The organism is Sinorhizobium numidicum (assembly GCF_029892045.1).
Classification (GTDB): Bacteria; Pseudomonadota; Alphaproteobacteria; order Rhizobiales; family Rhizobiaceae; genus Sinorhizobium; species Sinorhizobium numidicum.
Genome location: NZ_CP120367.1, coordinates 609,836 through 624,692 on the forward strand (window position 1 = coordinate 609,836; position 14,857 = coordinate 624,692).

Here is a 14,857-nt window from a genome sequence, read left to right on the forward strand (position 1 = left end):
GAAGCTTAACGACCGAGATGGATGCCGTTTTGTTCTATGAATTCTACCATCCGGCGGTCCTCGACGACGTTCTCCTCGATGTATTTAATCGTCTCAGAGACCTTATTCCGGTATTTCTCGGCAGACCCGTCAAAAGACCATCCGCGCTCCACCTTTTCGGTCAGCTCTTGCCGCGATTTGGCGTAGTAATGATTGAGCTGAATGAACTCTGAGGAGTAAAACTCGGCGATCTTCCTTTTCCGCTTGGCAAATTTTTTACCAGCGTCATTCACTGTTGTGTCCCCGTATGACCGTGTTTCGAAGTGATGCACACTTACCCGCGTCACTTCGACTGGATCAACAATACACTTGAAATTGCTGGCATCGAGGTTCTCCCGCATTGGATCGGAAACTCGCATCGTGTAGCTGAGGCACACAGGGGCTTCCGGCTTCGAAACATGGCCACTGTGACCGAACATGTGCCAGGGCAGGGAAATGTTCGGAAACTCTCCCGCGCCTCGCAGCGCCTCCTGCAAGGTCCGACCTTTTCGCGGAAGCAAGAATTCGTCGACGTCGATGAAAGCCATCCTGTCGTACTTGCTACCGAAATTCAAAATCGCATGAGCAAACGCCAGCGTCTGGCCATTGAGAAAATGTCCGCTCGCCTCATCACGCATGCGCATCTTCCACGGGACGATGGTAAGCTCTTCCGTTGTCAGGATCCGGTGAAGCACCTCGAGCGTGGAATCGGTCGAGGCATCATCATAGAGATGAAAATGTCTGACTCCCACAGCCTTGTGAAAGCGCACCCACTCTTCAATATACGTGGCCTCGTTCTTTATGCAGGAGACAATAGCAATGCCATGTCGGCCCTGTTCAGGAGTGGGAGGTGTGATCGCAACTTCTCTGGTGAAGTGTCGTTTAGGCTTCAAACCAAACATCCGCGTCCCCGCTGGTTCGCTAAGCATTGAGTCTGCATCGGCCCATCTCTCTAATCCTTCTTGGGAGAGGTGCGCGCCTTCACGAGTTCGTTGAACACGCAAATAGTATTTTTTCAAGCGCACCCGCTTTGATTTAGAGGAAATGACATCTTATAGAGGCGGGATTGGCTGAGATTTCAGCGGCCGACAGTGCTGCAAGCTAGCGAAGCCAGGCAGTGATGGCCCCAAGGACGCTAAAGTAGGGTATCGGATTATGAACTTCCCCGCCTCCGGAGCGACGGAAAATTTGACGACATCTGCGGAATGGCGATCTTTGTTCTCCGCCTTCTCCCATATTATTCTTGTCGCAAACAGTGATGCGGTGAATATCAAAGAGCTGCAGGCCGAGTATCCCGACACTGCGCTGTTTGTCTTTTTCAACAAGGTTTACAAGGTTTTGGCTGAGCCGTTTCAAGGCCAATCCTTGCTCGTATCACGTGCTCAGCCAAAGGGCGCCAACATCGTCTATCGGCGAGAGGTGGCCGATGTGGTCAAGTTATTTGCACCCGAGCGCTTCCTCGGCATCATGAACATTCGCCTGGCCGCGACGGAAAAATTGAACACGATGGAGGATTTCCTGGGCACGCCGACGGGCCATCTGGATTTGACAGGCTTCTGCGCCGATCTCTACCCTTCGACGAAAATACCCACTAGCGGGTTTGCCATGAGCTTGTGGCTGGTGGATTTAAAGCTTTCGGCGGAGATCGTCTTGGCGGGGTTCTCCGCAAAGCGCAGCGAGAAGTGGCGGGTAGTGTCAGTCCATGACTGGACTTTCGAGCAAGTCTTCCTGCGACTGTTCGCAAGGGTCGGAAAGCTTTCGATGCACGGTGGCATTGCGAGGAACAGCTATGCTTCTCTCGCCGCCCGTTTTCCTGAACTGCCTCCCGCTGAAATCTCCTCGACTGTGGCGGAAGTGCTGTCATCGCGCCTGAGCGAAACCGACGCCCAAGTTGACAAATTGATCTCTCTTACAAATGCACTTCGCTCGATAGACCTTTTTCTTCGCCGGCTAAAGCCAAGCTTTCTAAGGAAGTCCGGCGCCGGATTAAAGGGCTAACGGGCATCACAGTTATTTTGCAATTGCGAATTCCTATCAGGAGCTAGCGTTAGGCCGCTGTAGGCGGGGATGTATAGCGAGAGAAATGTCGTATGGGGTCATGGATTTCCGAGACGCGCAAACGTGTATACCGCAATTTGAAATATCGGCTGATGCGTCCGGCGCCACCTTCCGCGCCCGCCCGGTTTCGCGGTCCCGTCGTCGTCGTCGGTTCCGCGCCCATCTCCCATAAGCCGGCCGGATGGAACTCAGATTTCTCCGTCATTACGGTGAACGGCTCGCAATCAGTGATCAAGTCTTGGGGCATCGAAGCTCCCGATATAACGCTGATGCAATTCAATCAGATCGACGGCACCACTCCGAATGCGGTTGAGGTTAGGCGCGTGCTCAACGGGGAGCGCACCGGCGCACTCTATGTTTTTCTATGGCGCAAGGACGATCGGCCACGCCTGGAACAGGGGTTGCGTGCCTTCAACTACAGATATGATAACCTGCAGATCGTCGACCGTTATGAACGAATGGCGTTGCTGGACCGGGTAGCCGGGCTCCGCTCACTGGAACTGGATGCGGATTCTAAATGCTCCAACGGAATGAATGCGGTGCTGTTTGCGCTTTATAACGGCGCGCCTGTCGTGATCATCACCGGAATAAATCCGAATTCAGCTGGCCACTCCTATAATCAAGCCGGCTTGGCTCGCCTACACGTCCAGATGGACAAAGAGGTCGTCACGAAACTACTTAAGGATAAGCGCCCGATCTTTACGGCGGACCCACGTGTTTCCGAAGAGCTCGGAATTCCGCTATGGACTGGCAAGGCTCAGCAGTAAGCATGCTGAAGCTGAGCTTTTTGCAAAGTGAATGAACCGTCGCCAGCTTTAGAGGATAAATGCCTTCGAACCGCCCCCTTTCCAGATCGATCATAAAGATCGCTCTCCGTGTTGTGCTAGGCAGTTCTCGAGCCCATGTGCAGGACTGGTTCCCCGGTTTGAGGCTTGACTGTCCGGCAGGATTTGAAGGCGGCTTCATGCGATATCGAGGCGTCGTGGTGGGACGCCTCACCACCAGCCGCCAAGCTTTCCGTCAGAGGATCTCGAGGGTCTTGATCGTGGGGTCCGGACCCTCGATTACCCGGACCGATCTGGGGAGAGCTGAAGAATTTTCCTGCGTTCTGCTGAACGGTGCCTTGCATCTGGTTCCGGAGGTCGTATCGAAGCCGTTGGCGGTCGCGATCGAAGACGAGCGGTTTGTGTGGGGTAATTTTGACCTCCTCGCGAGAATACCCGCGGAATGTCCGTGCCTTTTTTCGGTAAGCGTGATCAGAGCGATCTGCCAACTAGACAGAACGTGGCTGCAGGACAGAAAGATCGTACTGATAGATGACGTCAGAAAGCCATATGGTCGATCACGCAGAGACATCACCGAGCTGCGCCGTCTTTCTCATGCGAATTTGAGCGAGGACGGGGCGACCGGGTTTTCTAAAGACCCGGATGCAGGCGTTTTTCAGGGCGGCTCCGTCGCCGTTTCGGCAATGCAGTTCGCAGCTTCATGGAAGCCAAAGGAGATCGGCCTCCTCGGCATAGATATCAGCAACGCCGATGAACCTAGGTTTTACGAAGAAAGAAACAAAGCCTATTCGGGGATCCGCAGAGCTCAGAACAGAATTCTTGATCATTTGATCATGGCCAAGAACGCAGCCGTTGAGAACGGTATTACTGTTAGGAATTATTCGCCCGTGTCCGCCCTTGCGGAACATGGCTTTGGTTATTCCAGCGAGTTCGCTAACTCGACCGATCCGGCGCCTCCCAAAGCGCCTTGACACGTCGCGAGCATTAGCAGCGCCGCCTGTCCGCCGAGCCACTCAAACAAATGCCATGGGCTAGCTGGTACCGCCCACGGCATCAGAAAGTATGCTCGAGTATCTGCTTGTCCGGACTGCGACGGTTTACCGTGACCGTTGCGTCACGTGAAGAACGCGATCGCGGGCCGCAAACCATTCCTCGGCATAATCGTCGTTCTTATACTCCTCGAAATATGGGCCACCGTCCGTGAAATGAACGAGGTTCGCATCCGCTGAGTAGTCATATTCATTCACAAGCCAATTCCAGCTCGCAGGGAGCTCGCCGATCAGTTCCTCGGACTCTAGCCACTTGAATTGATGCAACTCAAGCCCGGTAGCGCTGTTGACGTAGTCAAGATCCAGCTTGCGGCATTTGGCATTGTTGAAAAGGATCACGCTCGACCAGTTCTTCTTTTCGTATTTCGTTTGAACTTGTCCGAGAAACTTCGTTTCGACCTTTGGAACGTAGTTGTGCTTCACACACATGGCCGCGTAACGATCGTCCCTGAGCTCCCACAACTTGGCAATATCGGTACGCATCAGCATGTCGCAGTCAGCAAAAAGCGACCAACCCTCGTAGTTGCTCAGATACGGGACGAGAAATCGCGAAAATGAGAACTCCGTCGACTGAAGCGCGTTGCGCTCGCGAGTGAAAATCTTCTCGACGTTGTTCAACGATATTGGCGTGAACGAGACCGGAATGGAGCTCTTTTCCAGGATACTTTGGCAAAGAACATGGTAGGCGACAACTTCCTTGCTGTCGAAGCCGATATAAACGTTCGCATTTTCCGACATGACACTTCCGATTCTGAGTTGGCTGTAAAATCGATCCAAAACCGCGGCTTCGCGAGTATAAGAACCACTCGCGTTAAGCTAAACGCCTGCAACCTTGATTTGCGTCCTCAACCCCCGAAGCCGGTTTAACCAAAAAAGACGCTGTCGTGAAGCCTCCGGGCGATAACATAATTCACGTCGATAGAACGCTAATTGAACAAAGGACCTACTTGGTCACGACGCGATCTGATGTCCGGTCCCTCGCCACCGCGCAGAAACCGTTCGAAACGGCGCGGCTTAAGCCTCTTCAAAATACGAAAAGCGAAGCTCGCCCCTTGTTCTCGCGGCAGCATTGTCAGCCAAGAGCGTTCGTGCAACCGCTGCCGCGGCTCCCCACATGGGCCGGCGTCTGGCAAAGGCTGCCGACTTCGGGTACTAGCCTGCTGAGTGCCTCGCGATTCTCCCTTTACGCGCTTCATAATGGAGAGAACCAAATGCGCAGTCTACTGGCCCGCAGACCGGATAGTATCTACTATTTGGTTGCTGGATACTGTCTGCTAAGCATTGTTTTGAAGATTCTTCGTCCGGATTCGCTTGAGATCGACGAGTCCGAGCAAGCTTTTCTGTCGCAATATTTACTTGCCGGGTACGGAACGCAACCCCCTTTCTACAACTGGCTGCAGTATGGTGTTGTAACTCTTTTTGGGATTTCTGTTGCGTCGCTGACGATCGTAAAAAACGGCCTTCTGTTTCTCTGCCTCCTATTCTACGGACTATCCGCTCGTATGATACTTTCGGACCGAGCGCTTTCGGCAGTTGCCATGCTGGGCGTATTAACTCTGCCACCGGTCTTTCTTTTGTCTCAGCGCGACCTCTCCCACACCGTTGCGGCACTCTTTGCGGTGTCACTTTTTCTCTACGGATCTTTCAAAGTACTCAAAGGCCCTTCACGCCTTGGTCCTTATCTCATGGTTGGCATTGCGATGGGACTGGGAGCGATCTCAAAATATAACTTCGTCGTCATCCCGGTGGCCGCAATCATCGCCATTCTGCCGGAAACCGATTTGCGAAAGCGCCTCTTCGATTGGCGCGTGCTCGCTTCGATCGCGATCGGGGCCATCATTATGGCACCACATGCATATTGGGTTTTGAACAACTTCGCCCACGCCAGCGGCGACACGGTCACCGAGATGAAGGAGGGCGCGGAAAACGCGGCCCTACCGCATATGATGCAGGGTCTTTTTTCGCTCGGTGTTGCGATCATCAAGGGCGTTGCGCCGACAATGGCCGTGTTCGGGTTGATCTTTTATGCCGACCTCGGCAGGATCCTGCGCGCGCGCAGTCCGTGGACACGGATTATAGGCAGGATGCTCTGTGCCTGCTTCCTGATCGTTGCACTGATTGTCGTAGCCATGGGGGCCACTCATATCCGGGAGAAATGGCTGGCTCTCTTTACCGTGCTGCTTCCCCTCTACTTCACGCTCAAAATAGATGCCGCCGGCGTCGATGCGACGCCGAAACTCACGGCTCTCCTCTCGATCGTGGGAGTCCTTGCCATCGGTGTTGTCCTCATGCTCTCAGCCCGAGTGCTGGTGGGGCCGATGATTGGCGAGTACTCGTTCGCACACACGCCATATGGTGGTTTTGCTCGCGCCGTAACTGATGAGCGTGGCGCTCCGCCGGCGACGATCGTGGTGGATGATCGAATTCTCGCGGGAAATCTAAGGATACAGTTTCCTGACACGCCAATAATGCTGCCGGGATTCCCTCCGAATTCCGACAGCCTTCCGCTTTTGCCCGGACCTGTGCTCGCGGCTTGGTCAGCAGAAGATGGCGGACGGGAGGATATTCCTCCTCGCATATCTGGGCTGCTGTCCATGAAAGCCGTCAACACGGAAGGCCTCGAGGCGAAAATTGTCTCCATCCCTTACAATGCCGGGCGGCCGAGCGACGAATATAAGTTCGGCTACGTTTGGATCGAGCGGCGGTAGCTCCCTACCCAGAGTCTGCGGTGTCGATCGTCCTAACCCTACGCATGTGTCCTTAAATCGGAACCGATTTAAGGACAAAAAGTGCAGCGATTCAAAGTGCTACAGCGATCTTTGTGCGTCTGAAAAGACGCGCGGCGTTGTAGCGTTGTACCTGATGATATCGCCTCTGTTGCGCGCGAGCGGGAAGCCGATTTCTTCAGAAAGATCGGCCTCGGTGGTGAAGACATTGCCTCGGTTTTGAAGCCGCATCAGGACGTAGCGGTCCTCGGCAATCTGTCGGCGAAGACGGCCGTCGTCATTGTAGGAGTGACCCATCTTAGTCAACGAGAATCCCGCCAGGGTGACAGACGGCACTCCCATATAGAGCGCATAGCAGAGTGCGGCGACGCCGTTCGTCACTTTTCCAACCTCGCCTACCTCCGGCGGAAGCCCGCCGCTTACCAAATCCACGATTGCTTCGCGCTCGCTTTTGGTGGCACGCATCAGGCTCGTGTAGCGCACATTGGGCTTTAACAACAATTTGAGGCGCATGCTCCATAGTGGTCTCGTATGGAGCCAAAGGAGACCCCTCGTCCTCACGTAGGGATGCTCTTCCCAAGATTTCTTCTTCTTTCGGAAAGTCAGATCGGCCGGAGGGAGCCCTAAGGCATTTGCCGTTTTGCCCGAATTGTTAACGTCAACGCGCGCGCAGTATTCGATCAGGTCCTGGGGGAGAGTCGGAGACGGGGCTGAGCCGAGGATCAGCCAAGGCTTTTCCAGAATACCAAGTTTTGTCAGCCAGCGGCGGTGATTGTCTCGGAGCGACTCCATTGCGCCGGAATCAATCGTCATATCGCAACTTCCTTGAGACAAGATTGATGAAGTATTTGACAACGAACGCATTCAGATGCGCGGTCCATAACTTTGCACAGGCAACTCTGCGTGTCCACGCGGGGACGTTTCGGGTGATTCTGATAGATGCGCTCGGAACACAAGCTCTGCGCCAGATGTGCTTTTGTCTCGCGCCGACGTAAAAGAAGTGCCGCTAGAATGCGCAATTTGGCCATTTAGGTTTGATTTAGGGACACTCAGAAGATAGGCAATGACTTTCAAGCGTTGGGGTCACAGCAGAATTCTGGGCGAATCAAATGAATGTTTTGGCGAAGAGTGCGACTGATACTGTGGCAAAGAGCGCCGTGAGGCAGTCGGTTGCCCGGACAATTGCTACTGCCGCCGACGGCATCAATGCGCTGGCCGCCTGCTTGAGTGCGGATCAGGCTCTTTCCGGTAGTTTCGTCGATGCGGTCGAACTGATCGCGTCCAGCCGCGGCCGCGTTGTCGTTTCGGGTATCGGGAAAAGCGGGCACATCGGACGCAAGATCGCCGCGACCATGGCATCGACTGGCACCTCGGCTTACTTTGTCCATCCGACCGAAGCCAGTCACGGCGACCTCGGTATGATAACGTCGGAAGACCTCCTCATTCTCCTGTCGTGGTCTGGAGAGACGGTCGAACTGGGGAACATGCTGACCTATGCGAAGCGCTTCAATGTTCCAGTGGTTTCCATCACGTCCAACGCCGACAGCCTGATATCGCGCAATTCCAATGTCGCAATTACCTTGCCGAAGGTTCAGGAGGCCTGCCCCCATGGGCTGGCCCCGACAACGTCTGCGATGCTGCAGTTGGCGGTCGGCGATGCGCTGGCAATAGCGCTTGTCGAGCGGCGAGGGTTTTCGGCTCACGACTTCAAGACATTCCATCCCGGCGGAAAACTCGGCTCGCAGTTGCTTCTTGCCCATGAGCTTGCTCATTGCGAAGAGAGCGTGCCATTGCTACCGCTTGGCAGTCCGATGAGTGACGCGATTATCGAAATGTCATCGAAGGGCTTTGGCGTGGTCGGAGTTGTGGACGGCGATAAGAAGCTTGCAGGCGTGATCACGGACGGGGATTTGCGCCGGCATATGTCTTCGGACCTTTTGAAGATGACCGTCGACGCAATCATGTCGCACAGACCACGCCTCATCAAAGGCAGCATGCTAGCCAGTGCAGCAATGGAACTGATGGAGACGCAGAAGGTCACGGTGCTGTTTCTGATCGACGACCTTGACCGGCCCACGGGGATCCTGCACATCCACGATCTGCTCCGTGCCGGGGTTGTGTGAGCATTGCATCGTCAAAGTTCGAGTGCATGCAAATGCCAAATTTCGCCCCGCACGAGTTTCAGTGGTGAACGGTTTCTTGGCGCTGATGCCTTGATTTCGCAGTTCGCGCTGATGTGACGGCATTTTTTTTGCGTCGTGGGATGTAATCCGCCCTATCAATCTTCGGCGCAAGTTCCTGAGAAACGGGAGGCAGATTGGCTGCGGTAAACAGACATTTTGAATACCGGCCCGACTTGGACGGTCTGCGAGCCATCGCAATCTTGCCCGTGTTATTCTTTCACCTGGGCTTTGCGGGGTTTCGCGGCGGGTTCGTCGGGGTCGACGTTTTTTTCGTCCTGTCGGGATTTTTCATGGCTCAAATCATCTTGAGCGATCTCGAGAAAGGCGACTTCAACTTCAGGCAATTCTACCTGCGACGAATTCGGCGGATCTTTCCGGCCTTATTCTCGATGATTGCGGTCTCGGCCGTCGTCGCATGGTTCTTGTTCATGCCTCAAGAGATGCGATACTTCGCTGATAGCGTACGAGCCGCCGCGTTATTCACATCCAACGTTCTTTTCCGTCGGGAAGCAGGTTACTTCGACATCTCGGCCGAGATGAAGCCATTGCTTCACACTTGGTCTCTCTCGGTTGAGGAACAATTTTATATCGTTTTTCCAATCGCGCTCGTTGTCTCATGTAGATTCGCGCGCAGGCATACGGGCGTGATCATGGGGACAGTACTGCTCCTGTCCTTTGGCGCAAGTAGCTGGGCTGTCTTTCACTCCCCCGAAAAGGCGTTCTATCTTCTCCATTTCCGCGTTTGGGAATTGTTGACTGGCTCTCTTGTCGCCCTTCTCCCCAAAGTGAGCTATAAAGTCATTTTTTCACAGGCACTGACCACCTTGGGGCTGGCAGGTATCTTCGCCGCGGTTTTCTTCTATTCTCCCGATACGCCCTTTCCAGGAATATATGCGGCGCTTCCATGCCTGAGTACGGCGCTTATCATTCACGCGCGTTGCCGGGAAGGGCTCGTCGCCGGTCTCTTGAGCAACCCGGGTTCGGTCTTCATCGGACGCATCTCTTATTCGCTTTACCTCTGGCATTGGCCGGCAATAGTCTTTGCCCGCTACGTTATCGGCCATGAGCTGACAACAGCATGGGCATTTGGGCTCGCAATTATTTCCGTTGTGCTTGCCTATCTGTCATGGAGGTTCATCGAACAGCCGTCACGATATGGAAAGTTCGCGTCATCTCTTCCCATCATTTTCGGAGTGAGCGGCAGCGCGGTCGTTTCGGCTGTCGCATTCGGGTTCGTCGTGAACAACCTGCAAGGTATTCCGCAAAGGCTGCCTGAAAAGGCCTACCAACTTTACGAGGCCACTTATGATGCGAGCCCGTTTTCGTCCGAGCGTTGTTTTGCCGACTCGAACGGAAAAGGTCTGACGCTGGAGCAGATAAGGAAGGGCGATCTCTGTAGCATCGGAGCCGAACCTAAGAATGAGCCTTATTTCCTCGTCTGGGGCGATTCCCATGCGGCGGCCATCGCTCCCGCAATTGACGTCGCGGCGCGTAAGATCGGTGTTTCAGGCATGTTCGTCGGTCGCGGAAGCTGCCCCCCACTACCAAATGCTGCCTTCGGTCCTCCATCGGCGATTGAGCGATGCGCTGACTACAATTCGGCAGTAATGTCGCTCATTCAGCAGAAGAAGTTCGCTTTCGTGTTCATGGTTGGCTACTGGCCGAAATACGTCCATCGGGCCGAACTGCCGGGTCAAGGCATCTTTTTTGATGCTCGCATTGAACCGCCCGTGGCCGACTGGTCTGCACCGGTAGAGGCGAGCCTCAAAACCACATTAACTACATTCAGGCGGCAAGGTACCCAGGCGGTCCTGGTGATGGATGTGCCGGAGATGGGGTATGACGTTCCCGAAGCCTTGGCGCGGGCGGCGACATCCGGAAGCTCGCTCGATATTGCGCCCCCGCTTGAATATACGAACAAGCGGCAGGCACTGGCGCGACGGGTGATAACGAACGCCGCCAAATCGAACGGGGCCTTGGTCGTCGATCCTATGCGCGCCATATGCGACGCAGACAAATGTCATGTCATGCGAAATGGCGTCGTTCTTTATAAAGACGGGGACCACCTATCAGCAAAGGGTGCCCAAAGCATCTCGGAGGTCTTCGGTCCGGTTCTAGGAACGATTCGAGCGGAAAATCATGCTTTCGGACCTGAACGAAAATCCTAGCAAGCATCTCAGATCGGCCTCAGAGACAAGCGGTTAAACCGCTACGGGCGATCCGGCCCGGGGCCATTGCGAACTGCGACTGCATTCGCATGGGAAAGCACGACTCCCTCGCTCGAATCGTCTGCTTTCGATGCCTATTCTACTGCGAATTTCCGTCAACGTATGCACCTACAGGCTTCGTAGCACTGCCGGCACCAGACGGGGCCTCGGCGGAAGCTATCTCAGGGCCGAAAGCTCGGGAGCCGGTTCCTCTGACTTTTTGGGGACGAACCCAACCGAGAACCCGAAGAGCCTGCCGATCTTCTGGAGCGTCTCGAGTGTCGGATTGGCGATGCCCGTTTCGAGTTCGGCGATCTGGCGTCGCGTTAAGCCGGTGATGCCCGCGAACTGCTCCTGGGTTAGTCCGAAAGTCTTTCTGACCTCTGCGACGGCGGTTGGAAGCTGTAGCTGTCCGGCCGCCGCCTTCGCCGTTAGGTCTCGCCTTAGCGCCCTGGTTTCTTCCTTTGTTGGTTTCTTCCATCTTGCCATCAGTTGGCCTCCAACGAGACTAACGTACGAATCTGTCGAGTATCGAAGTCGCGACTGCCGTGCAGTCAGCCATCGCGCGTTCAATCACGCCCTCCGGCACGCCAAGGTTTCTCGCCCCATCAGGGGCGGTGAGGAGCTTCTCCGCGAGTGTGGCTAACTCAGCGCGAAGTTGGTTTCTACCTGATTGATCGGGGAATACCGTATCGACGATATCCCGCCAGTCAGGCGCGTGGTCCATGTGTCTGTCTCGCATGACCGCCCACCTAGTCGACCGGGGTATACCTTCTATCGCCAGCCGCATCGGCGCAAAATCGAAGAGGGGAGCCAGACGAATACGACCGTCTGGATGCTTGCTCAGTGCTGTGTTTCGGCCATGGTTGTCGGGATTCCCGAAGGCCCGGTTTGCCACATCTCGTTTCACATACTCGATGATGTCTTCGACGGGGGTGTTCGAGTACCGCCTGAGGACCTCAATGTATTCCTCGTGGCTCCCTATGTAGCCGAAATCCGCCACGCCGACCGCTGACACCATGCTCTCCTGACCATAGCGCAGGACACCACCTCGCTGTACCACTCGGTCGGAGCGAGGGATGACCAGCACGCCCTCGAAGTAGTCGGAAGGCTCGTACATGTTCAGGCCGAGCTCCTGGGCCAGCTTCGAATAGGAGGCCTCTGTCTCGAGAATGAGGCGGTCTCGCTCCTCGCGGCTCCTCAGGAGCTTAACGATGACGTGGCGGACTGCTTCATCGTCCCCGACAAACACATCCGGGTAGTAGAGGCCGTCCTTGGCAAGGGTCAGTGCCACCTTCGGCCATTCGCCCTGAAGGCCGCTCGACCCAGAAGCGATCATGGCGAAGCGGTCCACGACTTCGTCGAAGCGGTCGGTACGGCCGAAGATATCATCCAACGTGACGCCGACCCGCACCACCCGTCTCAGGCGTTCGTCCTCTTCCCTGGTCGCTTCCTTGATCCTGATGTTGCCGACCGGATTGCCGGCAGCTCTCAGCAAGAGAGGGAAATCCGACGCTCTTGCACCCTCTTCTAGGCCGAGATGTTCGCTCAGCATCTTGCGGGCATGGCCCTGAGGCATCAGATCAAGAAGGAATGGCGGCCATGTGTCGAGGTAGCGGTTTTCAAGATCAACCGGGTAACGGACAGACATCGCCCTGTTATCGCATACCCGCCCGAGCCTATGGTAATCGGCAGCCGCGAACTCGGTGAAGTAGTCGAGATCGTAGTCGACGATCGATGGACCGCGGTACCCGCGCGCGACGTCCATCAGCTCGATCGAGCCGCACTCATGCCATTCTCCACCGTGATGAATTTCGACCGTCAAGTTCATTTTGAACCCCTTTGATGGTACAAATAGCGGCCGACACGAGATTATTCAACCCATCAGCATGGTACTATTAACTACTATTAACTACCACAGCACCAACCGCGGTCATAACCGTCGACCTGCGGATCGGCGGTAGCCCCGCAAGGAGAGGCTTAGCGATTCAGGTCCGCACCGCCACGAACCTGAGCAAGCGAGTTGCGGATTTCACATCTGGCATCGAAGACCTGCTCCCGAAGGGCCACGAAGTAGACATTCTACCGGGCATGGATACAGTTGCCGATTGCGATGAATACGGCACCTTATCCAGGATGATGACCTGCTTTGCGCGCGACCGCTCGCCTTAGCGACCGGTCTCGAAGATCACGTCTCGGCCTCGGCCGAGGTTGTCTTTGCAGCATCGGATTCGCCAAGTGCAGTGGCGCTTTCCTCGCAGCAGACTTCCACGGTTTTGCCGCCGAGTTGACTTTGATGCTCTGTTGATCGAGTTCACAATCGCAGGCTGCGCAGGTTCTCTGGTTCATGCTCTTCATTCTCCTCTTCCGGCGTGGTTTCGACGACAGCAGAGAACCATGGCCGGTGCTGTGCCGCTGTCAGTTTTTTAGCGACCTAACGAAGACGAAGGGCACGCTGAAATTCGCCCGGCGTGCGCCCATAGGCCTGCTTGAAAGCGGAGCTGAAATGGCTGTGGCTGGAAAAGCCGAGCTCGAGGCCGAGTGCGGTCAAATCATGTAGGGAACCGAGCAGGTCAAGTGCTCGCGCAAGTCGCAGTCGCAACTGATAGCGGTAAAGCGGCAGTGCCTTTACCTGCTGGAAAACCTGGGTGAGATAAACCGGCGAGACGCCGATCTCCTTTGCAACGTCGCCCAATGTCCACCGGCGGGCAAGATCGGCTGAGAGCACCAGTTTGGTCCGATCGACCAACTTTTCGCGTCCTTAGGTGCCGGCCGCTCCATGCGACGTGCGCTCGCCAAGCAGGCGCCTGATCAGCGTGAGCGTGAGCGTTTCCGCTTCCAGCGGCTGGCAACCCCGCGACCAAGGCTGTAGCGCAACAAGGCGACGAGAGCCTGTGTGCGGCCATCGATGCGCCGGCGCTGGCGCTTGAAGGACACATTCGCGCCGGACTGCAGCTGCTCCCTCGGCGCTAACTCGGAAAGGACCTCTTCGTGACTTGTACGTCGAGGCACGCATCGCCGCCCCGATCGGATGGCTGATGCGGTATTCTTCACGGCGGTTGAAGAAAATCACCTGAATTGGCTCAGCCACGGTGTCGGTTTCCCCGCATGAAAACGTGGCGATAGGGATAGACGAGGCGTGTTGAATGCGCGCATTCCTCGGCACTCTTCTCGCGGCATGATCCGTCGCAGACCACGTCTCGAAGCGTGGGCGTTGACGTGGCGAGAATCGTCTGACACGAACAGGCCAATATCCTTCAGCTGATCGTCGGAGAGCTCGAGCAGGTCCAAACCACCGCGCCGCGTGTCCATCCAGCGAGCAAGGCGCGCGAGAAGCCGGAAGGACAGGCTGCGCCCTTCGAGCGTGGCGAACACGGCAATCCTTGGCTGCGGTGCGATCAACTGTGTCGAAACGTATGTTTGTTGTCCGTAAATCGACGCGTTCTCCTGCATTGGATCATCTCCTCTCTTTTGTATGAGAGCAGATGGCGCAGCACTGCCGCAGGCGCTGTCAGATTATTTAGGGATCTACGCAGTCAGAATATCTGCTCAACCCGTGGAATGGGCGGGATCAGGTAGCCTCGCGAAGGTGCGCTGAGGAGAACGACCTCCGGCGGGAAGTGGTGGAAGCGTCCCTATGAAAAAGATGCCCGACAAGATAGCGCTCCATTTGCGCCGCGATATTCACCCTTCAGGATCTTTGCTTCCAAGTCCCCATAGTCGAGCGGATGATGTTCCGTGTGCAAGGCCAGGCGCTTCTCTCTCCGGCTACGGGGCTCGGCACCTTGATGGCCGAGCTCCTCAGGACACCGTCCATGCCACCGCTTTGTT

11 protein-coding genes and 2 pseudogenes are annotated in these 14,857 nt (G+C 55.6%); 6 read left to right on the top strand and 7 right to left on the bottom strand.

All coding sequences use genetic code 11. The features are described 5' to 3' along the window. Nucleotides 1–5: 5 nt before the first annotated feature. The gene (locus tag PYH37_RS02975; protein ID WP_280731948.1) at nt 6–920 is read right to left on the bottom strand and encodes a glycosyltransferase family 92 protein; all 915 of its coding nucleotides are present in this window, start codon (nt 918–920) and stop codon (nt 6–8) included. Between the two features lie 253 nt (nt 921–1,173). Here PYH37_RS02975 and PYH37_RS02980 point away from each other — a divergent pair, with 253 nt between their 5' ends. The 3 genes from PYH37_RS02980 (at nt 1,174) to PYH37_RS02990 (ending at nt 3,832) form a co-directional block, all read left to right on the top strand. Then, entirely contained in the window at nt 1,174–2,016 is an 843-nt protein-coding gene (locus PYH37_RS02980; RefSeq protein ID WP_280731949.1) for a 3-deoxy-manno-octulosonate cytidylyltransferase, read from the top strand. Nucleotides 2,017–2,108: 92 nt separating this feature from the next. Next, complete coding sequence (locus PYH37_RS02985) at nt 2,109–2,843, top strand: membrane-anchored protein (protein WP_280731950.1); 735 nt, start codon at nt 2,109–2,111, stop codon at nt 2,841–2,843. Between the two features lie 59 nt (nt 2,844–2,902). Continuing rightward, nucleotides 2,903–3,832, top strand: coding sequence for a glycosyl transferase (locus PYH37_RS02990; protein ID WP_280731951.1), 930 nt, complete (start codon nt 2,903–2,905; stop codon nt 3,830–3,832). Nucleotides 3,833–3,958: 126 nt separating this feature from the next. Here the strand turns inward: PYH37_RS02990 and PYH37_RS02995 are convergent, their stop codons facing one another. Beyond that, nucleotides 3,959–4,648: a glycosyltransferase family protein gene (locus PYH37_RS02995; RefSeq protein WP_280731952.1), complete on the bottom strand. Its 690-nt coding sequence runs from the start codon at nt 4,646–4,648 to the stop codon at nt 3,959–3,961. A 473-nt stretch (nt 4,649–5,121) separates the two neighbouring features. On the opposite strand from PYH37_RS02995, the gene PYH37_RS03000 reads away from it, so the two are divergent. Beyond that, complete coding sequence (locus PYH37_RS03000; protein WP_280731953.1) at nt 5,122–6,618, top strand: ArnT family glycosyltransferase; 1,497 nt, start codon at nt 5,122–5,124, stop codon at nt 6,616–6,618. A 99-nt stretch (nt 6,619–6,717) separates the two neighbouring features. Here PYH37_RS03000 and PYH37_RS03005 read toward each other — a convergent pair whose 3' ends face one another. Further along, on the bottom strand, nt 6,718–7,449 hold the full coding sequence (locus PYH37_RS03005; RefSeq protein WP_280731954.1) for a hypothetical protein: 732 nt from the start codon (nt 7,447–7,449) through the stop codon (nt 6,718–6,720). Between the two features lie 296 nt (nt 7,450–7,745). On the opposite strand from PYH37_RS03005, the gene PYH37_RS03010 reads away from it, so the two are divergent. Further along, nucleotides 7,746–8,759: a KpsF/GutQ family sugar-phosphate isomerase gene (locus PYH37_RS03010; protein WP_280731955.1), complete on the top strand. Its 1,014-nt coding sequence runs from the start codon at nt 7,746–7,748 to the stop codon at nt 8,757–8,759. 194 nt (nt 8,760–8,953) lie between these two features. Further along, nucleotides 8,954–10,987, top strand: coding sequence for an acyltransferase family protein (locus tag PYH37_RS03015; RefSeq protein WP_280731956.1), 2,034 nt, complete (start codon nt 8,954–8,956; stop codon nt 10,985–10,987). A gap of 216 nt (nt 10,988–11,203) precedes the next feature. Here the strand turns inward: PYH37_RS03015 and PYH37_RS03020 are convergent, their stop codons facing one another. The 4 genes and pseudogenes from PYH37_RS03020 to PYH37_RS32725 form a co-directional block, all read right to left on the bottom strand. Beyond that, nucleotides 11,204–11,515 carry a helix-turn-helix transcriptional regulator gene (locus PYH37_RS03020; RefSeq protein ID WP_280731957.1) on the bottom strand — a complete coding sequence of 104 codons (312 nt, stop codon included), beginning with the start codon at nt 11,513–11,515 and terminating at the stop codon, nt 11,204–11,206. A gap of 19 nt (nt 11,516–11,534) precedes the next feature. Further along, nucleotides 11,535–12,857, bottom strand: coding sequence for a type II toxin-antitoxin system HipA family toxin (locus PYH37_RS03025; RefSeq protein ID WP_280731958.1), 1,323 nt, complete (start codon nt 12,855–12,857; stop codon nt 11,535–11,537). Nucleotides 12,858–13,460: 603 nt separating this feature from the next. Further along, nucleotides 13,461–14,280 (bottom strand): annotated as a pseudogene (locus tag PYH37_RS03030) (helix-turn-helix domain-containing protein). Nucleotides 14,281–14,311: 31 nt separating this feature from the next. Further along, nucleotides 14,312–14,479: pseudogene (locus PYH37_RS32725) on the bottom strand (hypothetical protein); the annotation flags it as partial. Between the last annotated feature and the right edge of the window lie 378 nt (nt 14,480–14,857).